General features: G+C 63.5%; 14 protein-coding genes. 5 read left to right on the top strand and 9 right to left on the bottom strand.

The window, feature by feature from the left end:
- Positions 1-63 precede the first annotated feature (63 nt).
- Positions 64-984: a LysR substrate-binding domain-containing protein gene (locus tag H7U20_RS03835; RefSeq protein ID WP_199518291.1), complete on the top strand. Its 921-nt coding sequence runs from the start codon at positions 64-66 to the stop codon at positions 982-984.
- 92 nt (positions 985-1,076) lie between these two features.
- On the opposite strand, the gene H7U20_RS03830 is transcribed toward H7U20_RS03835, so the two are convergent.
- From H7U20_RS03830 to H7U20_RS03795, 8 genes are all read right to left on the bottom strand, one after another.
- Positions 1,077-3,203, bottom strand: a complete 2,127-nt coding sequence (locus H7U20_RS03830) for a 3-hydroxybutyrate oligomer hydrolase family protein (protein ID WP_199518290.1) — start codon at positions 3,201-3,203, stop codon at positions 1,077-1,079.
- Positions 3,204-3,434: 231 nt separating this feature from the next.
- Complete coding sequence (locus H7U20_RS03825; protein WP_199518289.1) at positions 3,435-4,418, bottom strand: branched-chain amino acid ABC transporter permease; 984 nt, start codon at positions 4,416-4,418, stop codon at positions 3,435-3,437.
- Positions 4,419-4,428: 10 nt separating this feature from the next.
- On the bottom strand, positions 4,429-5,313 hold the full coding sequence (locus H7U20_RS03820; RefSeq protein ID WP_199518288.1) for a branched-chain amino acid ABC transporter permease: 885 nt from the start codon (positions 5,311-5,313) through the stop codon (positions 4,429-4,431).
- A gap of 194 nt (positions 5,314-5,507) precedes the next feature.
- Entirely contained in the window at positions 5,508-6,716 is a 1,209-nt protein-coding gene (locus H7U20_RS03815; RefSeq protein WP_199518287.1) for an ABC transporter substrate-binding protein, read from the bottom strand.
- Positions 6,717-6,797: 81 nt separating this feature from the next.
- Positions 6,798-7,520 (bottom strand): ABC transporter ATP-binding protein, encoded by a 723-nt coding sequence (locus tag H7U20_RS03810; protein WP_199518286.1) that lies wholly within the window; start codon positions 7,518-7,520, stop codon positions 6,798-6,800.
- Positions 7,520-8,290 carry an ABC transporter ATP-binding protein gene (locus H7U20_RS03805; protein ID WP_199518285.1) on the bottom strand — a complete coding sequence of 257 codons (771 nt, stop codon included), beginning with the start codon at positions 8,288-8,290 and terminating at the stop codon, positions 7,520-7,522. Before H7U20_RS03805 ends, H7U20_RS03810 begins: the two co-directional genes overlap by 1 nt.
- Before the next feature lie 156 nt (positions 8,291-8,446).
- Positions 8,447-10,072 (bottom strand): GMC family oxidoreductase, encoded by a 1,626-nt coding sequence (locus H7U20_RS03800; RefSeq protein ID WP_199518284.1) that lies wholly within the window; start codon positions 10,070-10,072, stop codon positions 8,447-8,449.
- A 285-nt stretch (positions 10,073-10,357) separates the two neighbouring features.
- On the bottom strand, positions 10,358-11,395 hold the full coding sequence (locus H7U20_RS03795; protein WP_199518283.1) for an NAD(P)H-dependent flavin oxidoreductase: 1,038 nt from the start codon (positions 11,393-11,395) through the stop codon (positions 10,358-10,360).
- Positions 11,396-11,952: 557 nt separating this feature from the next.
- Here H7U20_RS03795 and H7U20_RS03790 point away from each other — a divergent pair.
- Together H7U20_RS03790 and H7U20_RS03785 are read left to right on the top strand one after the other, a co-directional pair.
- Entirely contained in the window at positions 11,953-15,078 is a 3,126-nt protein-coding gene (locus H7U20_RS03790) for a bifunctional diguanylate cyclase/phosphodiesterase (RefSeq protein ID WP_199518282.1), read from the top strand.
- Between the two features lie 684 nt (positions 15,079-15,762).
- Complete coding sequence (locus H7U20_RS03785; RefSeq protein ID WP_199518470.1) at positions 15,763-16,518, top strand: 5'-methylthioadenosine/adenosylhomocysteine nucleosidase; 756 nt, start codon at positions 15,763-15,765, stop codon at positions 16,516-16,518.
- 205 nt (positions 16,519-16,723) lie between these two features.
- Here H7U20_RS03785 and putA read toward each other — a convergent pair whose 3' ends face one another.
- Entirely contained in the window at positions 16,724-20,389 is a 3,666-nt protein-coding gene (gene putA / locus H7U20_RS03780) for a trifunctional transcriptional regulator/proline dehydrogenase/L-glutamate gamma-semialdehyde dehydrogenase (RefSeq protein ID WP_199518281.1), read from the bottom strand.
- A gap of 220 nt (positions 20,390-20,609) precedes the next feature.
- Between putA and H7U20_RS03775 the strand changes: the two genes are divergently transcribed.
- Positions 20,610-21,065: an Lrp/AsnC ligand binding domain-containing protein gene (locus tag H7U20_RS03775; RefSeq protein ID WP_008443393.1), complete on the top strand. Its 456-nt coding sequence runs from the start codon at positions 20,610-20,612 to the stop codon at positions 21,063-21,065.
- Positions 21,066-21,297: 232 nt separating this feature from the next.
- Positions 21,298-22,851, top strand: coding sequence for a methyl-accepting chemotaxis protein (locus H7U20_RS03770; protein ID WP_199518280.1), 1,554 nt, complete (start codon positions 21,298-21,300; stop codon positions 22,849-22,851).
- Positions 22,852-22,958 lie beyond the last annotated feature (107 nt).

The following is a 22,958-nucleotide window of genomic DNA, read 5'->3' as shown; positions in this document are numbered from 1 at the left end:
GGACAAGCACCGGCCGCTTTGGCCGTGCTATAGTCCGACCCTTTTCTATAAAGTTGCCAACACATGCTCGACCTCAACGATTTGCAATACTTCGTTCTTGTGATCGACCATGGCGGCTTCAACCCCACCGCCCGCGCACTGGGCATCCCCAAGTCCAACCTGAGCCGGCGCATCGCGCAGTTGGAGGCGCGCCTGGGCGTGCGCCTGATCGTGCGCAACACGCGCAGCTTCAAGGCCACCGAAGTCGGCCAGAACTACTACACGCACTGCCGCGCCATGCTGGCGGCGGCCCACGCCGCCGAACAGTGCGTCATCATGTCCAGCAGCGAGCCGGCCGGCCTGCTGCGTCTGACCTGTCCGATCGCCTTGCTGAAAGAGTGCGTCGGCTTGATGGTGACGCAATTCATGGCCGAGTACCCGCGCGTCGAGATCCATCTGGAGGCCAGCAACCGCAGCGTCGACGTGGTGGCCGAAGGGGTCGACATCGCGCTGCGGGTGCGCGTGCCGCCGTTCCAGGACTCGGATCTGATCACCCGCGAGCTGTCGCAGCGGGTGCAGCGCCTGGTGGCCAGCCCCGAGCTGCTCAAGCGTTTCGGCGCGCCCGAATCGCCGGAGGACCTGGCGCGCTTTCCCAGCGCCCACCATGGCCGGGTGATGCGCGACTACAGCTGGACCCTGCTCCATGAGGATGGCGGCAGCCACACCGTGGCGCACCGCCCCAGCCTGGTGGTCAACGACCTGCCGATGCTGCGCCTGGCCGCCCTGCGGGGCGTCGGCGTGGTGCAACTGCCCAGCGCGCAGGTGCATTTCGATTTGGCGCAGCGCCAATTGGTCGAGGTGTTGCCGGGCTGGGCGCCAAAGACGGAGGTGATCCACGCGGTGCTGCCGACCAGGCGCGGCATGTTGCCGGCGACGCGGCTGCTGCTCGACTTCCTGGCCGAGCGTTTCAGGCTGCTCGACGATCCCTTCCACGGCCCGCGCTAGACGAAAAAAAAGGTTCTTCGCGGCTGTCCCGGAAGAACCTTCTGCAGCACCGCCCTGCCCCAGCGGCGGCCATCCTGCTCACACAGCAAACCCTAGTTCGGCACGTCCACCGTGGTGCCGCTGACCACGATCGCGTTGGCCGGCGGCGGCGCCGTGGCGATCGCCGGCACGTTGACGATGGTGATCGGCGTCGTCGCGTCGGCCCGCGTCAGCGTGCGCACCACCTGCGACGGCGGCAGCGACGCCGTGCCCGGGTTCTTCAGGTTGGCGTAGAGGGCGTCGAGCGCGCGGTTCAGATACACGTGGAGCGGCACGATCAAGGTCGGTTGGGCGTTGGTGAAGGAGTCGAAGTGGTTGGCGTTGATGACTTCGATGTAGCGCAGCTTGCTGGCCGCGCCCTCGGCCAGCGCGTTCAGGCCCAGGTAGGCGCGCGAGGCGTGGTTGGGGACGATCAAGGTGTCGCTGCGGCCGTGCACGATGATCGCCGGCTTGCCGCGCAGATTGCCGGTGGCGGCCACCTCGGCCATGCCGGCGCGCACCCGCACGCTCTGCGCCGCCAGGTCGCCGCTGAGCGGCAGGCCGCTCACCGTGTCGACGCCGGTGGCCAGCGAACGCAGGCAGAGGAAGGCGTCGAGCGACTGGTCGGCCAGGCCACTGCTGGGCGAAACGCCGAAGACGTAGCCGCGCGGATCGCGCACGCCGCCGACGAGGAAGGAGTTCTCGTAGATCACGCCGCCGAGGATGCCGTTCTGCGTGGCGAAGCTGTTGGCCTTGGTGGCGGCCGGCATGGCGATCGGCAGGCCGCTGACGTCGGTGGTGCCGAAGGCGAAGCCGCAGATCTTGTCGGCCACGGAGAACTTGCCGTAGGCGTTGGCGTAGGTCACCGCCACCAGGATGTTGGTGCCGGCGTGGGCGGCCTGCAGCGGGTCGCTGTCGGCCTGCCAGCCGTAGGCGCGCAAGCGGGCCTTGGCGTCGGCCTGCTGCGCCGGCAGATCGGCGCCGCCGAGCAGTCCCTTGGCCACCAGCGCGGCGCAGCGGCCGGGGTTGGCGGCGCTCGCGGCGACGCAGGGCTGGTACAGCGCGGCGTAGGTGAAGTAGTCGTACAACTGCTTGCCCTGGGCGCCGACCGCCGCCCCGCCCTGGCGCACCGTGTAGCCGCTGGCGGTCTTGGGCTGGATCTGCGGCTCGGTCACGGCAACGCCGCTGATCAGGCCCTTGCTGTCCTGCTCGGCGGCCAGCAAGGCCGAGCCGCCGCCGTTGGAGATGCTCGAGGCGATGGTGATGGTGTTGGCCGGCTTGAAGCGCACGATGTGGCTCTTGCCGTCGCTGGCCAGGGTGCCGTACTTCTCGTTCAACACGTAGTAGGCGAACTCGATCGCCTGCAGGGTGTTCCTGCCCCAATCCTTCTCCGGGTTCTGCTGCGAGTGGGCGTGCTTGAAGGCGAAGCGGCCGGTCAGGTCGGCGTTCAGCGCGCTGCGCTGGGCGTCCGTCAGCGCCGGCGCGAAGTGGGCGTTCTTGCCGGCCGCCGTGCGGGTGGCGCGCACGCCGTTCTGCAGGTTGACGCTGTCGTCGTCGAAGGTGTACAGGCCGATGCCGCTGCCCTTGTCGGCGTAGGCGACGGCGCAGTTGTTCTTCAGGCCCCATTCGCCGGAGCTGCCGATGGCGCCGTAGATGCCGCGCGAGCCGCTCGAGGTGCCGGTGACGATGCAGGGATTGGCCGGGTCGAAGCCGGCCGGCACCTGCACCATCAGCGTGACGTTCTGGCTGGCGCTGCCGTCGTCGCTGTAGGCCAGGTGCTCGCTGCCGGCGATCTTGCCCTCGCCGGTGCCGACGTTGCCCTTGGCGTCGACGTTGGGGCCGTACAGCGTGCCGTAGCCGCTGTTGGCGGCGATGTCGAGCACGGCCCGGTAGTTGGAGTAGATGGCGTTGCGGCGCAGCTCGGCGGCGCTCGGTTTGAGCGGATCGGCGTAGAGCGGCGCGCTGCTGGCGGCCAGGCCGGTTTTGCCCAGGCCGGCGGTCAGCAGGTCGTCGCCGGCGCCGTCGTAGCTGGTGCTGGTGATCGGGCCGAGGTAGGTGGGCAGGGTGTTCAGTTCGTCCGGGATGGTCTTGCCGCCGCCGCAGGAGGCCAGCGCCAGCCCGGCGCCGGCCAGCGCCAGCGTGCGGCGCGCGCGGCGGACTACGCCGCCGTGTTTGCTCTGATTGCTCGTCTTATTCTTCATGTCATCCTCTTTTCCGTGGTTCAAAAATAGGTGCATCGAAATAGCTGCATCCACACTGCGCGCGGCGCCTTGCCGGCCTCGACCTCCAGTCTTGCGCTGGTCCGCCGGGACGGCGGACGTGCCGGTCCCGCCACGGCGCAAGGCCGGGCGGGTCCGACCGACAATTTGAAAATGCGTTGAAAACGCGCTGAAAATGAAAACGCCGGACAGCAGGTCCGGCGCCGTGGCAGATTACGCCGGCTTGCCGCCGGCTTTGCCGGCGAAGCGGGCGACCACCTCGCCGACGATGCCGCGGCGGAACAACAGCACGCAGGCGATGAAGATCAGCCCGGTCACCATGCTGACCGCCTCGCCCAGCGTGTTGAACCATTCGATGCCGGTGTGGCTGGCGAGGAAGGTGCCCAGGTCGCCCAGCTTGTTCTCCAGCGCGATGATGATCACCGCGCCGAGGATGGGACCGGCCAGGGTGCCCATGCCGCCCACCAGGGTCATCAGGATCACCAAGCCGGACATGGTCCAGTGCACGTCGGTCAGCGTCTCGAAGCCCAGCACCACGGTCTTGGTGGCGCCGGCCAGGCCGGCCAGCGCGGCCGACAGGACGAAGGCCATCAGCTTGTAGCGGTCGACGTCGTAGCCCAGCGAGATGGCGCGCGGCTCGTTCTCCTTGATCGCCTTGAGCACCTGGCCGAACGGCGAATGCACGGTGCGCACGATCAGCATGAAGCCGGCCACGGCGATGGCCAGCACCACGTAGTACAGCACGGTGTCGTTGGCCAGGTCGAGCATGCCGAGCAGTTTTCCACGTGGAACGCCCTGCAGGCCGTCCTCGCCGCCGGTCAGCTCGCCGGCGCGCAAGGCGAAGTAGGACACCACCTGGGCCAGCGCCAGGGTGATCATCGAAAAGTAGATGCCTTGGCGGCGGATCGCCAGCGCGCCCATCACCAGGCCGATCAGCGCGGCGGCGACGACGCCGGCCAGCAGGCCCAGCTCGAAGGGCCAGCCGTGCTGCTTGAGCATGTTGCCGGCGACATAGCCGGCGCTGCCGAAGAAGGCGGCGTGGCCGAAGGACAGCAGGCCGGTGAAGCCGATCAGCAGGTTGAAGGCGCAGGCGAACAGGGCGAAGCACAACAGCTTCATCAGGAACACCGGGTAGCCGAAGAAGGGCGCCGCCAGGGCCAGCGCTAGGGCGATCGTGTAGCCGATATTTTTATTCATGGACGAGCTCCTATTTTTCTTTGCCGAACAGGCCGGCGGGACGCAACAGCAGCACGATGACCATCACCACGAACACCACCACGGCCGACCCCTCGGGGTAGAACACGCGGGTCAGGCCCTCGATGACGCCCAGGCCCAGGCCGGTGAGGATGGAACCCATGATCGAGCCCATGCCGCCGATCACCACAACGGCGAACACGACAATAATCAGGTTCGAGCCCATCAGGGGTGTCACCTGGATGATCGGGGCCGCCAGCACCCCGGCAAAGCCCGCCAAAGCGACGCCGAAGCCGTAGGTCAGCGTGACCATCAGCGGCACGTTGACGCCGAAGGCTTCGACCAGCTTGGGGTTTTCGGTGCCGGCGCGCAGGTAGGAGCCGAGCTTGGTCTTCTCGATGACGAACCAGGTGGCCAGGCAGACCACCAGCGAGGCGAACACCACCCAGGCGCGGTAGTTGGGCAACATCATGAAGCCGAGGTCGGTGGAGCCGCTCAGCAGCTCCGGCGTCGAGAACGGTTGGCCGGAGACGCCGTAGAAGGAGCGGAACACGCCCTCGGTCAGCAGGGTGATGCCGAAGGTCAGCAGCAGGCCGTACAGGTGGTCCAGCTTGTAGAGCCAGCGCAGCATGGTCTTTTCGATCAGCACGCCGAGCGCGCCCACCACCAGCGGCGCCGCCACCAGCATGACCCAGTAGTTGAGGTTGAAGTAACTCAGGCCCATCCAGGCGACGAAGGCGCCCATCATGTACATGGCGCCGTGGGAGAAGTTGATGACGTTGAGCAGGCCGAAGATGACCGCCAGGCCGAGCGACAACATCGCGTAGAAGGAACCGTTGACGAGGCCCAGCAGCAGCTGGCTCATCATCGCTTGCAAGGGAACGCCGAAGATTTCCATGGCTTCACAATATAAAGAATCACCGTGGCAGCGGCGAAGGATGGACGGGAAATGGCGGCCGCGGCGCCGCGCCGTCGAACCACGGGTGGCGGCGCGCGGACGCGCGGTGCTGTCGGATAAACGCTGGCGCCGGCCTCGGCCGGGCGCAGCGGGCGGGCGGCCGCTTGCGCCGCCCGCCCCACTTCAAGGCCGGCTTACTTCCACAGCGCGCACTTGGTTTCCGCCTTGGTCACGTAGGCCTGGTCACCCGGCACGATGGCGGCGACCTTGTAGTAGTCCCAAGGGTATTTCGATTCCGACTGCTTCTTCACTTCCATCAGGTACATGTCGTGCACCATGCGGCCGTCCGGACGGATCACGCCGCCCTTGGTGAACATGTCGTTGATCTTGTTCGCCTTCAGGTAGGCCATCACCTTGTCCGAGTCGTCGCCGCCGGTGGCCTTGACCGCCTTCAGGTAGTTCGAGGCCGCCGAGTAGTCGGCCGCCTGCAGCATCGACGGCTCTTTCTTCATCTTCTCGAAGTAGCGCTTGGACCAGGCGCGGGTGTCGGCGTTCAGATCCCAGTACCAGCCGTCGGTCAGGTACATGCCCTGGGTCAGGTTCAAGCCCAGCGAGTGGACGTCGTTGATGAACATCAGCAGGCCGGCCAGTTTCATCTTCTTGGTGATGCCGAACTCGTTGGCCGCCTTGATCGAGTTGATGGCGTCGCCGCCGGCGTTGGCCAGGCCGAGGATCTGCGCGTTCGACGACTGCGCCTGCAACAGGAAGGAGGAGAAGTCGGAGGCCGACAGCGGATGCTTGACGCTGCCCATGACCTTGCCGCCGGCCGACTTGACGACCTCGGCCGTGTCTTTTTCCAGCGACTGGCCGAAGGCGTAATCGGCGGTCAGGAAATACCAGTTCTTGCCGCCTTGCTTGACGATGGCGCCGCCGGTGCCGCGCGCCAACGCCACCGTGTCGTAGGCGTAGTGCACGGTGTAGGGGGTGCACTCCTCGTTGGTCAGGCGGGCTGAGCCGGCGCCGATCGAGATGAAGACTTTTTTCTTCTCGGCCGCCACCTTGGCCATGGCCAGGTTGGCGCCGGAGTTGGTGCCGCCGATCAGCAGGTCGACGCCCTGCTGGTCGAACCACTCGCGCGCCTTGGAGGCGGCGATGTCGGCCTTGTTCTGGTGGTCGGCGGAGACGAACTCGACCTTCTTGCCGGCGATGACCACGCCGGCGTCGGCGATCGCCATCTTGATCGCCTCGGCGCCACCCTGGCCGTCGATGTCCGAATACAGGCCGGACATGTCGGTGATGAAGCCGATCTTGATGGTGTCGCCCGACACCTGGGCCTGGGCGGCGCAGGACAGGCCCATGGCGCACAGGGCGCTGGCGGCGATGGCGATAGCTTTGATTTTCATATTGTCTCCGTTTGTGGATTGGTTTTGTCGATATAGAAACGGTGCTGCGAAACGGTGCTGCGAAGCCGCGGACAGCCGGTACTACACGCCGAGCAGCTCGGTCAAAAGCGGCATCTTGGCGGTCAATTCGGAAGCGCTGAAGGTCTCGACGATCTGGCCGTGCTCCATCACGTAGAAGCGGTCGGCCAACGGCGCGGCGAAGCGGAAGTTCTGCTCGACCATGACGATGGTGTAACCCTTGGACTTGAGCGTGTTGATCATCCGCGCCAGGCCCTGCACGATGACCGGCGCCAGGCCCTCGGAGATCTCGTCGAGCAACAACAGGCGGGCGCCGGTGCGCAGGATGCGCGCCACCGCCAGCATCTGCTGCTCGCCGCCGGACAGGCGGGTGCCCTGGCTGTGCTTGCGTTCCTCCAGGTTGGGGAACATGGCGTAGATCTCCTCGATCGACATGCCCTTCTCGCCGGTGGCCAGTTGCGGCGGCAGCAGCAGGTTCTCCTCGGTCGACAAGGACGAGAAGATGCCGCGCTCCTCCGGGCAATAACCGATGCCGAGGTGGGCGATCTGGTGGGTCGGCAGGCCGATCGCCTCGATGCCGTTGACCTTGATCGAGCCCTTGCGCGCGCCCGTCAGGCCCATGATGGCGCGCAGCGTGGTGGTGCGGCCGGCGCCGTTGCGGCCCAGCAGGGTGACCACCTCGCCCTGCTTCACCGACAAATTAACGTCGTGCAAGATATGCGATTCGCCGTACCAGGTGTGCAGCTTGGAAATTTCGAGCGCGTTAGCCGCCGCTGCCTTGGTCATCAGTGCGCCCCTTCCAGAACCGCCGCTTCGCTGCCCATATAGGCTTCCATCACCTGGGCGTTGCTGGAGACCTCGGCGTAACTGCCCTCGGCCAGCATGGCGCCGCGCTGCAGGACGGAAATCTTGTCGCAGATGCCAGACACCACCTTCATATTGTGTTCGACCATCAGGATGGTGCGGCCGACCGAGACTTTCTTGATCAGCTCGGTGACGCGGTGCACGTCCTCATGGCCCATGCCCTGGGTCGGCTCGTCGAGCAACATCAGCTCGGGCTCCATGGCCAGGGTGGTGGCGATCTCCAGCGCGCGCTTGCGGCCGTAGGGCATGTCGACGGTGACGGTGTCGGCGAACTCGGTCAGGTCGACCTCGGCCAGCAATTCCATGGCACGGCCGTTCAACTGCGACAAGGAACGCTCGCTTTGCCAAAAATTGAAACTGGTGCCGAGCTGGCGTTGCAGACCGATGCGTACATTCTGCAACACCGTCAGATGGGGAAACACGGCGGAGATCTGGAACGAGCGGATCACCCCCATGCGGGCGATCTGGGCCGGCTTGGCCGCCGTGATGTCGTTGCCGTTGAAAAGGATCTGGCCCGAGGTCGGCACCAGGAACTTGGTGAGGAGGTTGAAGCAGGTGGTTTTACCGGCTCCATTGGGACCAATGAGCGCATGGATGTGGCCGCGCTGGACTTGTAGACTCACTCCGTTGACCGCAGTGAAGCCCTTGAACTCCTTGGTCAAATTTCTTGTTTCCAAGATAACGCTGGACATCGTGTCTCCTAGTTATTCTTTGCAAACTATCAAATTTTTTTCAGATAATACACACTAATAATTTCGCTAACAATACAGTATAACTACCATGATCTTTTGATCTATGCCTACCAACTAAACGTCATCCATTGTAGAAATAGCGACATTTCAATAATGTCATTTCCATGCCGAATGCACCATTTGCGCGGCCTTTTCCGCGATCATGATGGTCGGCGAATTGGTGTTGCCGGAGGTGATAGTCGGCATCACCGAAGCGTCCACCACACGCAGTCCGGCCACGCCGAACACCCGCAACTGGCTGTCGACGACGGCGCCGGCGTCGCCGGCGCGGCCCATCCGGCAGGTGCCGACCGGGTGGAAGATGGTCGTGCCGATGGCCGCCGCCGCCTGCGCCAGCTCCGCCTCGCTCTGGTAGGCCAGGCCAGGCTTGAATTCCTCCGGCACATATTGGCGCAGCGCGGGCGCGGCGACGATGCGACGAGTCAAGGCCAGCGCGGCGGCGGCGACGTGACGGTCCTCCGGCGTGCTCAAATACATCGGCGAAATCTTCGGCGCCGCATAGGAATCGGCCGAGCCGATCCGCACATGGCCGCGCGAGGTCGGCCGCAGATTGCAGACGCTGGCGGTGAAGGCCGGAAAGGCATGCAGCGGCTCGCCGAACTTCTCCAGCGACAGCGGCTGCACGTGGTATTGCAGATTGGGCGTGGCCTGGCCGGGGTCGGAGCGGGCGAAGGCGCCCAGTTGCGACGGCGCCATCGACATCGGCCCGCTTTGCCGCAGCGCGTATTCGAGGCCGATCTTCATCTTGCCATACCAATTGCCGGCCATGATGTTGAGGGTCTTGGCGCCGCTGACCTTGAACACCATGCGCAATTGCAAGTGGTCCTGCAGATTGGCGCCCACCCCGTCCAGCTCGGCCAGCGGGGTGATGCCGTGCTGGCGCAGCAGCGCCGCCGGACCGATCCCGGACAGCTGCAAAATCTGCGGCGAGCCGACGGCGCCGGCGGTCAGCAAGGTTTCGCGGGCGGCGTCGGCGCGGTAGGTGGTGCCGCCGCCGGTGAACACCACGCCACGGCAGACGGCGCCTTGCTCGCCTGTTTCGATCAGCAACTTTTCCACATGGCAGCCGGTCATGATGGTCAGATTCGGCCGGGCCGACGCCGGCTTCAAGAAGGCTTTGGCGGTGTTCCAGCGGATGCCGCGTTTCTGGTTGACCTCGAAATAGGCGCAGCCGGCGTTGTCGCCACGGTTGAAATCGTCGATCTTGGCGATGCCCGTTTCGGCGGCGGCGTCGCGGAAGGCGTCGAGAATTTTCCACGACAAACGTTGTTTTTCCACACGCCATTCGCCGCCGGCGCCGTGTTCGGCGCTGGCGCCGCCGTGGTAATCCTCGCTCAGTTTGAATAGCGGCAAGACCTGGTCCCAGCGCCAACCGGCGTCGCCGCACAGTTCGGCCCACTGATCGTAGTCGCCGGCCTGGCCGCGCATGTAGATCATGCCGTTGATGGACGAGCTGCCGCCCAGCACCTTGCCGCGCGGATATAGCAGGCTGCGCCCGCCCAGGCCGGCGTCGGCCTCGGTGCGGAACATCCAGTCGGTGCGCGGATTGTCGATGCAGTGCAGATAGCCGACCGGGATGTGGATCCACACATAGTCGTCCTTGCCGCCCGCCTCGATCAACAGCACGTTGGCATGCTTGTCGCGGCTGAGCCGGTTGGCCAACACGCATCCCGCCGTGCCCGCCCCCACGATGATGTAGTCGTACTGTCCAGCTGATTCCAAGACTGCTCCTCCAGGGAAATATGCGCCAGCAATCTGTGCTGCTTAAAGCGAACTCATCAATTTTGCGACGGACGTGCGCCGGCCAGCGGCGCCAAGCGGACCGCAAAGCAGCCGCCGAGTCACGGCGCCGGCGGCTCCAAAACCACCCAAAGGCAAACTGCCAGGGTCGGACCCCGAGGGGTCCGACCCTAGAATCCGCCTGTGGGTTTGCTGGCACCTTTGGGCATGCTCATTTGAGTCTTTTGGCGTGCTTACTTGAGCCGGTCGGCGTACTTAACTTGTCCCTCAGGCCGCCGCGATTTCCGCCAGCAAGGTCGCCACCAGTTGCGCGGCCGGCATCGGCCGGGCCCGCGCCACGCCGGTGCCGCACCACAACGACATCAATTCGGTGTCGCCGCGCTTGCCGGCCTCGGCGCGGATGGCGCCGGTCAGCGCGTTCTGGATCGGATAGGCCGGCACCCGCGCTTCGACGGGCGCCATCAGGGTCATGAAACGATTCTCCAGCCCGCGTGCGTAGCGGCCGGAAAAACTGCGCGTCAGCCGGGTCGGCTGGCTGCCGGCCGCCAACAGGCGCGCCTTGTAGGCCGGCGCGATCGCCGACTCGTCGACCACCAGGAAAGCGGTGCCCATCTGCACCGCGCTGGCGCCCAGGTCCAGCGCCCGCTTGATGTCGGCGCCGTCCATGATGCCGCCGGCGGAAACCACGGGAATCGTCACCGCCGCGACCACCGCCGCCAACAAATCGAAAGTGGACAAGGTGGCGTCTTCCTGGCGGCCGAGGAAGGTGCCCCGATGGCCGCCCGACTCGACGCCGGAGGCGATCACGGCATCGGCGCCGACGGTTTGCCAGGCCAGCGCCTCGGCCACCGTGGTGATGGTGCCGATGACGACGATGCCGGCGGCGCGCAGCCGCGCGACTTGGTCGGCGCTGAGGATGTTGAAGGTGAAACTGGCGACGGCGGGACGCAGCGCGATCAGCGTTTCAAACTGGGCGGAGAAATCCTCGCACCATTTGGCCGGCAACGGCAGCTCGTCCCAGCCCAGCAGGTCGAGCACCGGCCGCAACAACTGGCGCGCCTGCTCCAGCTCGGCAGGATCGGGTTGCGGCGTGGTCTGGACGAAGAAGTTCAGCGCGAAAGGCCGTTGCGTCAGGCTGCGGATCTGCTCGACCTGGCTGCGGATCGTCTCCGGCGTGAGCAACGAACAAGCCAGCGATCCGAGCGCGCCGGCGTTGCTGACGGCGGCGATTTGGGCCGGTGTGTTCTGCCCGCCGGCGGTCGGACCTTGAATGATCGGATGTGGAAAAAGTGTTTGTAAAACCATCAATTACCCTCCGAAAACTGCGTGCTCCGCCGGATTTTGCCTTCAATTTAAGCAAAAAAGGGGATTTCCCTTGTGGATAACTCTATGGATATCCACAGGCACGGAATGTGAGTAAACAAAAAATTTTTCGGGAGCCATTTTTTATCCCAAAACAGTTCCCAGCTCATACAGCGTTTACGCGCCCGCTTATGCATCGCGCAAACGCTTGATTCTAATTCAAAATCAGGACTTATCCACAGAAAGGTGTCCACGTTAACAACTACTACTATTTTTATATCTATATCTTTACAGTAAACCAAAGCCAACGCGAAAGGAACCGAAACCCCGAATCGCCCGCCGAACCGACGGCAAAACCACAAGCCGGCCAAATTCCTTGCCTGAGAGCAGAAATCATTTTTCGCGACCATAGCTTGCCCCTATACTGAAATCGCCTAGCCAGCCCAAAACGGAGTCATTTTGCCCATCCAGCGCAAACCTCGACGCCCTGCCTGCCGACGAGTACCGCTCGCCGCGATGGCGACTGTCGTTTTGCCGGTTTATCGCCGGGCAACGCAAGCATGAACGCCACGGACTACTTTTCGCTGGAGCACTTCCCGCGTTCCAAAGCGTATCTGCGCTTCCGCCGCCGCTTGATCGCCGGCTTGTTGTTGATGGCACTGTTGGCAATCGCCGTGGTCAGCATGCAATTACGCGCCGCCTTCGTCGAACGCGACCAAGCCGTACGCCAACAAACCCAGAATTTTGTCCAAGCCATGGAAGCCCATGTGCTGAACACCATCCAGTTCGTCGATTTGTCCCTGCAGGGGTATTCGAACGCGATCAAAATGCTGCCGCCCAAACAAAGTAGTTCGCCCACCACCATGACGACGCTACTGTCGCCGCGCACGTCCAGCTTCCGGCGCGATTTCTGGATCAGTTTCATCGACGCCAATGGCCAGGGCGTGGCGTCCTCGAACCAGTTGTCGATAACCGGCACGAACTACGCCGATCGCGACTATTTCCAGGCGCATATACAACCTGGAAATTCGCCCGGCTTATTCGTCGGCGGTCCGGCGATTGGCAAGGTCATCAAGGAAAAGGTGTTTTTCCTTAGCCGTCGCGTCGACGGTGCCGACGGCGAACTGCTGGGTGTGATCGTGGCACCGCTGAATGCCACTTTTTTCGGCAAGGTCTTCGAAAAATCCCGCTTCAGCCCGGATGTGTCGATCGCCCTGGTGCACAGCAGCGGCAGAGTCATCGCCCGCGCGCCGAACTTCGACGAATCGTTTAATTTCGACCTGAGCCACACGGCCTTGTTCGCCAACATCGCCAAGGGAAAACTGGGGAGCTATCAAACCGTCAGCACGATAGACAAGAGCTCGCGCATTTTCAGCTTCCGCGTGCTCGATGGTCTACCCTTGATCGTCGTTGTCGGCAGTTCCGATGCGGAGTCGACGCGGCTGGTGAGTAAAAACGTCGTGATCGCCGGCGCTGGTTTGCTGTTGCTGCTGCTATTGATGGTGGCCGGCGGCCATTTCGCCCTGCGTTCCTACGCCAAATTGGAGGAGCGCGAGTTGCGCTACCGCTTGTTGTACGTGTCGAGCCATGAAACCGAGCAAAAACTCTCGATCAGCGAACAACGCCTGCGCCTGGTCGCCGACAATATGCCGGTGATGATCGCCTATATCGACAAGGACTTGCACTACGAATTCACCAACCGCAAGTTCGACACGGTGTTCGACATCCCCTACCAGAGCAGCCCCGGGCGCAGCGTCGTGGATGTCGTCAGCCCGGAGATTTTCAAGCAGGCAGAACAACATCTGCGCGAAGTATTGGACGGGAAATTCGTCTATTTCGAGCGCCTGGTGCGCCAAGCCGGCGTCGAACGTTGGGACGGCGTCACCTATGTGCCGGATGCGCAGCCGGACGGTAGCGTGCGCGGTCTGTTTTTGATGGTGGAGGACATCACCGAGCGCAAAAAGAACGAAGAATCGATGAAGCTGGCGGCGCTGATGTACCAAAACAGCGCCGAGGGCATGTTGGTGACCGACGCCGAAGGCCGCATCCTGTCGGTCAATCCGGCGTTTTCACAGATCAGCGGCTACGCCGAGCAGGAGGTGCTGGGCCGGCGCGCCTACGAACTGACCTCCGGCCGGCAGGATTTGAGCTTTTTCACCCAGGTCCGCCAATCGATCGGCCGCACCGGTCACTGGGCCGGCGAAATCTGGCACCAACACAAGAACGGCGAGCACTATTTGGTGTCGCTGCGCTTCAACACCGTGTTCGACGAGCAGGGCCAGGTGTTCCGCCTGGTCGCCCTGTTCACCGACATCACGAAGAAAAAGGCCTCGGAGGAGTTGATCTGGAAGCAGGCCAACTTCGACGCGCTGACCGGTTTGCCGAACCGCCGCATGTTCCATGAACATTTGCGGCTGGAAATGAAGAAAACCGACCGCTCGCACTTGCCGATGGCGCTGGTGTTCATCGATCTCGACCATTTCAAGGAGATCAACGACACCCTGGGCCATGACAAGGGTGACTTGTTGCTCAAGGAAGTGGCAGGCCGGCTCGGCCAGTGCGTGCGCGGCACCGACATCGTGGCCAGGCTGGGCGGTGACGAGTTCACCGTGATCCTCAGCGAGCTGCACAATTCCAGCGATGTGGTGCGGATCGCCCAGGAAATCCTGAAAAGAATGGCCGCGCCGTTCACCTTGAACGAGGATATCGCGCATATTTCGTCGAGCATCGGCATCACGCTCTACCCCGACGACGGCGACAGCGCCGAAACGTTGATCAAAAACGCCGACCAGGCGATGTATGCCGCCAAGCAGCAGGGCCGCAACCGCTTCAACTATTTCGCCCCCTTCATGCAGGAGGCGACCCGCGTGCGCATGGCGCTGGGCAACGAAATGCGCGAAGCGGTCGGCCGCGACGAGTTGCGCATCGTCTTCCAGCCCATCATCGAGCTGGCCAGCGGCCGCATCTGCAAGGCCGAGGCGCTGGTGCGCTGGCAACATCCGTTGCGCGGGCTGATGAGCCCGCATGAATTCATCGCCATCGCCGAACACACCGGCAGCATTGTCGGCATCGGCGACTGGGTGTTCCGCCAGGCGGCGCGCGAGGCCAAGCGGCTGCAGCAAATGGCCCTGCCGGAATTCCAGATTTGCGTGAACAAATCGGCCTGGCAGTTCCGCGACGACGGCAGCAACTACCAGGAATGGCTGAATTTTCTGGCCGAGTTGGACTTGCAAGCCCACAACATCATCATCGAGGTGACGGAAGACCTGTTGCTCGACCCGGACAACGCGATCGCCGACAAGTTCAAGGCTTTCCGCAAAGCCAATATGCAGGTGTCATTGGACGATTTCGGCACTGGCTACTGTTCGGTGGCGTTTTTGAAGCGCTTCGACATCGACTACATCAAGATCGACCCGAGTTTCGTCTCGAATCTGGCGGAAGGCACCGACGGCATCACCTTATGCGGGGCAATTATCGCCATGGCGCACAAGTTGGGCATCCAGGTGATCGCCGAAGGCATCGAAACGCCGCAACAAATGCAGGCCTTGCAGTCGGTTGGTTGTGATTTTGGCCAGGGTTACCTGTTTTCCAGGCCGATTTCGAGTGAGGAACTGGAAAAAACCATCAGAAATCAGTACCTGCCTGTTGATAACTCGCTGGATATCCACAGGACGACTTGTGAGTAAGGACAAAGTTGCCCAAAGGGCGACATTTTATACAGAATTGCTCCTGAACTGGTACAGCCCTTGTCCGAGCGCTTATCTTTGTCGTAAACGGATGATTTTAAAGCTGTTAACAGGGTTATCCACAGCAAAGCGCGCGTTTACTATAACTACTATTTTTATATAAAAGCTTTTGTAAACAACTAAAGAACACGCCGAAGGCGGTTCGAATTTTTTTTCGTTTACTTCTCTACTGAAAAACCGCCAGCGGCAAGTGCAAGCTGCGCTTGTGCAGAAGCGTCGAATTGTTCGCCAAACCTCCCCTCTGCACGCCCGCAACAGCAAAAACATCGCCCAAGATGTCAAACCAGCACTGAAAAGCCGCTTTTTGGTCTTTCGTCTGTGGACAACTGCCTGCATATCCACAGGATGAGATGTGGGAAAAGTCGATCTTTGTCCACAAGCACTTTTTTATCCCGAACTCATCCTGCCTAGATACAATGTTTGTGCAAGCACTTTTCGGCAGGCTAAGTCGATGATTTTTCTTCGGTTTACAGACTTATCCACAGAAAAGCAGTGGTTTACTATCTACTATCAGATTTATATATATATCTTTATATAAAACCCTAAACAAACGCCTGCGGTGGACAAAAACCGCCCTCACAACCCCCAAAAAGCGAAACCAGGACGATGAATTCAAGCAAAACGATGCGTTTAGGAGTGATCAGTGCGCTTGCTGAAGAGCAGCACGGGCTCATAGAGGCCATGCAGAGCCCCTACAAGCTCACGCATGGCATGCGGGACTACACGGCAGGGAAGTTGTGGGAAATCGACGCTGTGTGCGTTTTGTCGCGTATAGGCAAGGTTGCGGCTGCCATGACAGCCTCTATCCTTGTGGAAAAGTTCGGAGTTACCCACATTGTCTTCACCGGCGTCGCCGGCAGCGCGGACAACTTGGTGAATGTGGGCGACATTGTGGTCGCCGATTCCTTGTTGCAGCACGATATGGACGCCAGTCCGCTGTTTCCACGCTACCAGGTGCCGCTGACCGGCCTGTCGCACTTCGAATCGGACCTGGATTTGAGCAATCGACTCAGCGACGCGGCCAGCCATTTCATCCAAAACACGCTCGATGAGGTCATCGACGCGGCGGAAAAGCGGGAATTCGGCCTGAATCGGCCGCAATTGCACCGTGGTTTGATCGCCAGCGGCGACCAGTTCATCCGCAGCGGCGCCCAAATCGCGCAGCTGAAAGCAGCCCATCCCGCTTTGCTGGCGGTGGAAATGGAAGGCGCCGCCGTGGCGCAAGTGTGTTTTGAGCTGGGCATCCCGTTCACGGTGATCCGGACGATTTCCGACAAGGCCAACGAGGCGGCGGCCGTCGATTTCATGCGTTTCGTCAAATCGGTCGCCTCGCGCTACGCTTTCGACCTGATCAAGGCGTTTTGTAAAGCGTCGGTGTAAAGGGGGGCTTTACGGTTTGGCGACGGCTGGCAAAACCCGAGGGCACAAACTGGGGTCCGACCCCGGCTCTTTGCCTTTGGGGTGGTTGGCGCCGCCGGCAGCGTGAGGACGAAAAAAAGGTTCTTCGCGGCATTGCTGCCGGGAAGAACCTAAAGGAGACGATGCCGGGCCGGAACGTCGTCCGGCCCAAAAACCGCTGGTTTGCTTACACGCCCAGGGTCATCAGGCTGGCGTTGCCGCCGGCTGCCGTCGTATTCACGCACAGAGCCCGCTCAGCGACCAAACGCCACAGGGGGATGGGGGCGTCCTCGTTGGTGTCGATCAAGCCCACCAAGGCCCCTTCCCGGGCCGCCAGTTGCGGTCGAACAATGTTGGTCAGGGCCGATTCGACCAGGGCGATCTGGAATTCGCCTTGGAAAACGTCAAGTTGACCGATCACTTGGACACGGTCCATCACCGCCGCCGGCAAATCCTTCGGCAACACGGCCGCCGAATCGCCCAGCACGACGGCGAAGTTGCCGGTGGCCAGGGCCGCCGCCAGCTGGTTCAACAGGCCGGCGCCGCTGGCCGCCGCACACACCACCGTGCCGCGCGGATGGAAACTCAGGGTGTTGCGTTCGCCGGTGGGGCCGGGCAAGACCGTGTTGCCGCCCAGCAGGCTGGTGCGGCAGTACTGTTGCGCCAGATTGACGATGCGCTCGTGGCCGTGCATCTTGGCCCAGACCGTCAGCGCGTCCAAGCCCGGCGTCGACTTGCGCTCGTGCTCGCCGAGTATCGCCATGCCGCGTTGCAGGCGCTTCAAGTAGAGCGGACCGCCGGCTTTCGGGCCGGTGCCGGACTTGCCTTCGCCGCCGAACGGTTGCACGCCGACCACGGCGCCGACGATGTTGCGGTTGACGTAGATGTTGCCGACATGGGCGCGCGAGCTGATGAAGTCGATGGTTTCATCGATGCGCGAATGCACGCCCAAAGTCAGGCCGAAACCGCTGCCGTTGATCTGTTCTATCAATTTCGGCAAGTCGGCGCGTTTGTAGCGGATCACGTGCAGCACGGGGCCGAAGACTTCCTGCGTCAATTCCTCCAGCGAACGGATTTCCAGCACGGTCGGCGGCACGAAGGTGCCGACCGGCGCGTCGCCGCCCTGTGACAGGTCGAGCGAGAAGTGGTTCAGTGCGGTTTTCTTCATGCGCTCGATGTGGGCCAGCAGATTGCCCTGGGCTTCGGCGTCGATCACCGGGCCGATGTCGGTGGACAGGCGGTCCGGGCTGCCGACGCGCAGTTCCAGCATCGCGCCCTTGAGCATCTTGATGGTCTTGTCGGCGATTTCCTCTTGCAGGAACAGCACGCGTAGCGCCGAGCAGCGCTGGCCGGCGCTGTCGAAGGCGGACGAGATGGCGTCCTGCACCACCTGCTCGGGCAGGGCCGAGGAGTCGACGATCATGGCGTTCTGGCCGCCGGTCTCGGCGATCAGCGGAATTTCGGCCGACTCGGCGGCGGCGCGCTTGGCCAGGGTGCGGTTGATCAACTGGGCCACTTCGGTCGAGCCGGTGAAGATCACGCCCTTGACGCGGGCGTCGTCGCACAGGCCGGCGCCGACCACTTCGCCGCGTCCCGGCAGGAATTGCAGCGCGCCGCGCGGCACGCCGGCTTCATGCAACAGTTCGACGGCGCGGTGGGCGATCAGCGGGGTTTGCTCGGCCGGCTTGGCCAGCACCACGTTGCCGGCCGCCAGGGCGGCGGCGACCTGGCCGGTGAAGATGGCCAGCGGGAAGTTCCACGGGCTGATGCAGGTGACCGGGCCGAGCGCCAGCGTGTTCGGCGCGCCGGCGACCTGGGCCGCGTAGTAGCGCAGGAAGTCGACCGCTTCGCGGATCTCGGCGATGGCGTTGGGCAGCGATTTGCCCGCTTCGCGGATGGCCAACGCCATCAGTTCCAGCTGGTGTTGCTCGTACAGGTCGGCGGCGCGGTTCAGCGCGGCGGCGCGCAGCGACGGTTCGGTGGTTTGCCAGTCCATGGCGAACTGGCTGGCGCTGCTCAGCGCCGTGGCCACGTCGGCGGCCGAGGCTTCGACCAACTGGCCGACGATGTCGCCGTGCTGGGCCGGGTTGACGACGTTCTGCACCGCTTGGCCGGTGCTCAGTTCGCCGGCCAGCAGCGGCGCGGCCTTCCAGCTGCGCGGCAGGGCCAGCGCGGCGGAAATGTCGCGCAGCACGTCCTCGTTGGCCAGGTCGATGCCGGCCGAATTCTTGCGTTCGGCGCCGAACATGTCCAGCGGCAGGGCGATGCCGGGGTGCGGCAGGCCGCCCTGGATGCGGGCTTGCTGCAGCGGGTCCTGGATCAGCGTCTCGATGGCGATGTTCTCGTCGACGATCTGGTTGACGAAGGAGGAGTTGGCGCCGTTTTCCAGCAGGCGGCGCACCAGGTAGGCCAGCAGCGTTTCGTGCGAGCCGACCGGGGCGTAGATGCGGCAGGGCTTGTCCAGCTTGTCCTTGCCGACCACCTGGTCGTACAGGGTCTCGCCCATGCCGTGCAGGCATTGGAATTCGTAGTCGGTGACGCCGTCGCGCTTGGCCCAGGTGTAGATGGTCGCCAGGGTTTGCGCGTTGTGGGTGGCGAATTGCGGATAGATCACGCTGGTGGCGGCCAGCAGCTTTTGCGCGCAGACCAGGTAGGACACGTCGGTGTAGACCTTGCGCGTGTAGACCGGGTAGCCGCTCATGCCGTCGACCTGGCCGCGCTTGATCTCGGCGTCCCAGTAGGCGCCCTTGACCAGGCGCACCATGAACTTGCGGCCGCTGCGCTTGGCCAGGTCGACCAGGTAGTCGATGACGAAGGGGCAACGTTTCTGGTAGGCCTGGACGACGAAGCCGATGCCCTCGAAGCCGGCCAGCGCCGGGTCGAAGGCCATCGCCTCCATCAGGTCGAGCGACAGTTCGAGCCGGTCGGCCTCTTCGGCGTCGATGTTCAGGCCGATGTCGTATTGCTTGGCCAACAGCACCAGCGCGCGCACGCGCGGCAGCAGCTCGGCCATCACGCGGGCGCGCTGGGCGCGGCTGTAGCGCGGGTGCAGCGCCGACAGTTTGACCGAGATGCCGGGGCCTTCCTTGATGCCACGGCCGTTCGAGGCCTTGCCGATGGCGTGGATCGCCGTCTCGTAGGCGGCGTAGTAGTAGGCGGCGTCGCTTTCGGTCAGCGCCGCCTCGCCCAGCATGTCGTAGGAGTAGCGGTAGCCACGGGCTTCGTTGTCGCGGCCGTTCTTGATCGCCTCGCCGATGGTCTGGCCGGTGACGAACTGGTTGCCCAGCATGCGCATGGCCAGGTCGACGCCCTTGCGGATCAGCGGCTCGCCGCCTTTGGTGATGAGTTTGCTCAGCGCCGAGCCGAGGCCGTTTTCGCTGCTGGTGCTGACCAGCTTGCCGGTGATCAGCAGGCCCCAGGTGGCGGCGTTGACGAACAGCGAAGGCGATTCGCCCAGGTGCTTGCGCCAGTCGCCCTTGCTGATCTTGTCGGCGATCAGGCGGTCGGCGGTGGCGCTGTCGGGGATGCGCAGCAGGGCTTCGGCCAGGCACATCAGCGCCACGCCCTCTTCCGACGACAGGGAAAACTCGTGCATCAGGGCGTCGACGCCGGAGGCGCGGGTGCGTTTGTCGCGTACAGACGACACTAATTTATGCGCCAGTTGTTGCGCCTGCAATTGTGTGTCGGGGCCGCTGTTGTGCACCTGGGCCAGCAACCATTGCACGGCGCCCACTTCGTCGCGGCGGTACACCGCCGTGATGGCGGCGCGCAGCGGCGAGGGGTCGCGCAGGACCTCGGCTTGCAGTGCGGCAAAGGGGACGGGGGGCGAAACCGGGGCGACGGCTGGGTGCATGAAGTGGCTCTTTTACAAGAAAAATGTCAGGGAAATGTGTCGCGGCCACATAGCAAAACACGCTCGGCATGCGGTGGCTGGCGAGCGTGAAACTGTGAACTGCTGATGATTTGATTGTAAAGCGGATTCTTCTGGATTAATTCTGGTATTACAGAGGACTAGCAATAGATAGTTTTTGGTGCGACAATTTAACCAAATAATATTGTGGGGGAGTGTGGGTATGCTGGACAAGATCAGTAAGAAAATTCTGATGGAACTGCAGAGTGACGGCCGCATCAGCAACGTCGAGCTGGCGGCGCGGGTCAACCTGTCGCCGGCGGCCTGCCTGGAGCGGGTGCGCAAGCTGCACGAATCCGGCTACATCATGGGCTACACGGCCCAGCTCAACCCGCAGTTGCTCGACGTCTCCTTGCTGGTGTTCATCGAGGTGGTGCTCGACCGCACCACGCCGGAGGTGTTCGACGCCTTCAAACACAGCGTGCAGGTGATCCCGGAGGTGCTGGAATGCCATATGGTGGCCGGCGGCTTCGACTACCTGGTCAAGGCGCGCGTCAAGGACATGGCGGCCTACCGCGAGTTCCTCGGCAAGACCCTGCTGCAAAAAGGGGTGCGCGAAACCCACACCTACGCCGTGATGGAGGAAGTCAAGAACACCACCAAGCTTCCAATCAAGTAGTGGGCAAGTAGTGGGCAAGTAGTGGGCAAGTAGTCGGCAAGTAATGAGTAAGTAAGGGCAATAGGCCAAAATAAGCATTGAGCCGTCCGGTGAATTGTTGTACTTTGGAACTGTTTCATTTGACAGTGACAAGCACGTGCAACTAGACGCCCCCGCGTTTTGGATGATGCATGATGACCAGGCGAAGATCTGGCTAGCAGGCAATCAAGCCGGCCTCCGGGAGACTCACACCATGCAATTGCGGCAGCACACCTTGCGCCAGGCCGGCTGGATCGCCGGCGCCACCGCCGGCGGCGCCGCCCTGGCCGGCTTGTCCCATCTGGTTTTCGCCAGTCCGCTGGCCGACGCGTTGCTGGCGGCGCTGGGCGCCGCCCTGCTCGCCCGCCTGGCCGGCGCCCAGCGGCAGGACGCCGGCATGCGCCAGTTCGGCCACACGGTGGGCGACGGCATCGACGCCATCATGATCGGCGCCGCCGAGACCTCCTACTTCGTCGACTCGGTCAAGAAGAAGATCGAGCAGGACGTCAAGACCGCCAGCGCCATCGCCGCCGGCTCCGAACGCAACGCCCGCACCACCGAGAACATGGCGGCCAACGCCGAGCGCGCCGCCGGCGTGGCGGCCCAGGTGCGCGCCGAAACCGTGGCCGGCCGCGCCGAGGCCAGCGCCGGCCTGCAACGCATCGTCGGCGCGCGCCAGGAGGCGCAGACGGCGGCCGGCGTGATGGCCGGGCTGCAGGACAAAGCACGGCGCATCAGCGGCTTCACCCAAGCCATCACCGACATCTCCGCGCGCACCAACCTGCTGGCGCTGAACGCCGCCATCGAGGCGGCCCGTGCCGGCGAGCACGGCCGTGGCTTCGCCGTCGTCGCCGGCGAGGTGCGCCAGCTGGCCATGCGCACCAAGGAGGCGGCCGACGAGATCACTTCGATGGTGCGGGAAATCAACGAGCAGTCGGAACGGGCGGCCAGCGGCATGAGCACGCTGGCGGCCGAGGTCAGCGCCGCCGCCGGCAACGTCGAGACGGTGCATGGTTTGCTGGGCAACATCGAGCGCTCCTCCGGCGAGTCCGAGGAGGAGATCGGGCAGATCGCCCGCGCCTCGCGCGAGCAGGTCGAGACCAGCCAGCGCATCGCCGCCGCCATCGGCCGCATCCGCGACAGCATGCTGGCCACCGACGTCGAGCTGCCGCGCGCGGCGCAGTCGGCGATGGCGCTGGCCGAGCGGGCCGAGTTGATCGCGGCGGCGCTGGGCGAGTCCGAGGTCGAGACCGCGCACGACGACATCCGCCGTGCCGCCCAGCAGGCGGCGCTCGAGGTCGGACGGATCTTCTCGGCGGCCATCGCCAGCGGCAAGATTTCGCGCGACGCCCTGTTCGACCGCCGCTACACGCCGATTCCGCACACCGATCCGCCCAAGCACAACAGCAGCTTCGACGCCTTCACCGACCGCGTGCTGCCGGATCTGCAGGAGGATTTGTTGTTGAGCATGCCGCAACTGGCCTACGCCGGCGCGGTGGACAACAACGGCTATTTCCCCACCCATAACAAGAAATTCGCCCAGCCGCTGACCGGCGCCTACGCCGTCGACATCGTCAACAACCGCACCAAGCGCATCTTCAACGACCGCACCGGCGCCCGTTGCGGCGCCAACACCGCAGCCTTCCTGCTGCAGACCTACAAGCGGGACACGGGCGAGGTGATGCACGATTTGTCGGCGCCGATCTACGTCGACGGCCGCCACTGGGGCGGCTTCCGCATCGGCTACCGCTCCAGCGCGGCGCACTGAGCCCGGCTTACCTAGCAAGCCGGGTCAGCAAGCGGGGTCAGTGCCGACATTCGGACAAATCTTGCCTGCCGGATGGGCGTTCTGCTTGAGCTCGTGTCCGAATGTCG

This window comes from Rugamonas violacea (assembly GCF_016461825.1).
In the GTDB taxonomy this organism is placed as follows: domain Bacteria; phylum Pseudomonadota; class Gammaproteobacteria; order Burkholderiales; family Burkholderiaceae_D; genus Rugamonas.
This window is presented reverse-complemented; position numbering and strand designations above follow the sequence as displayed.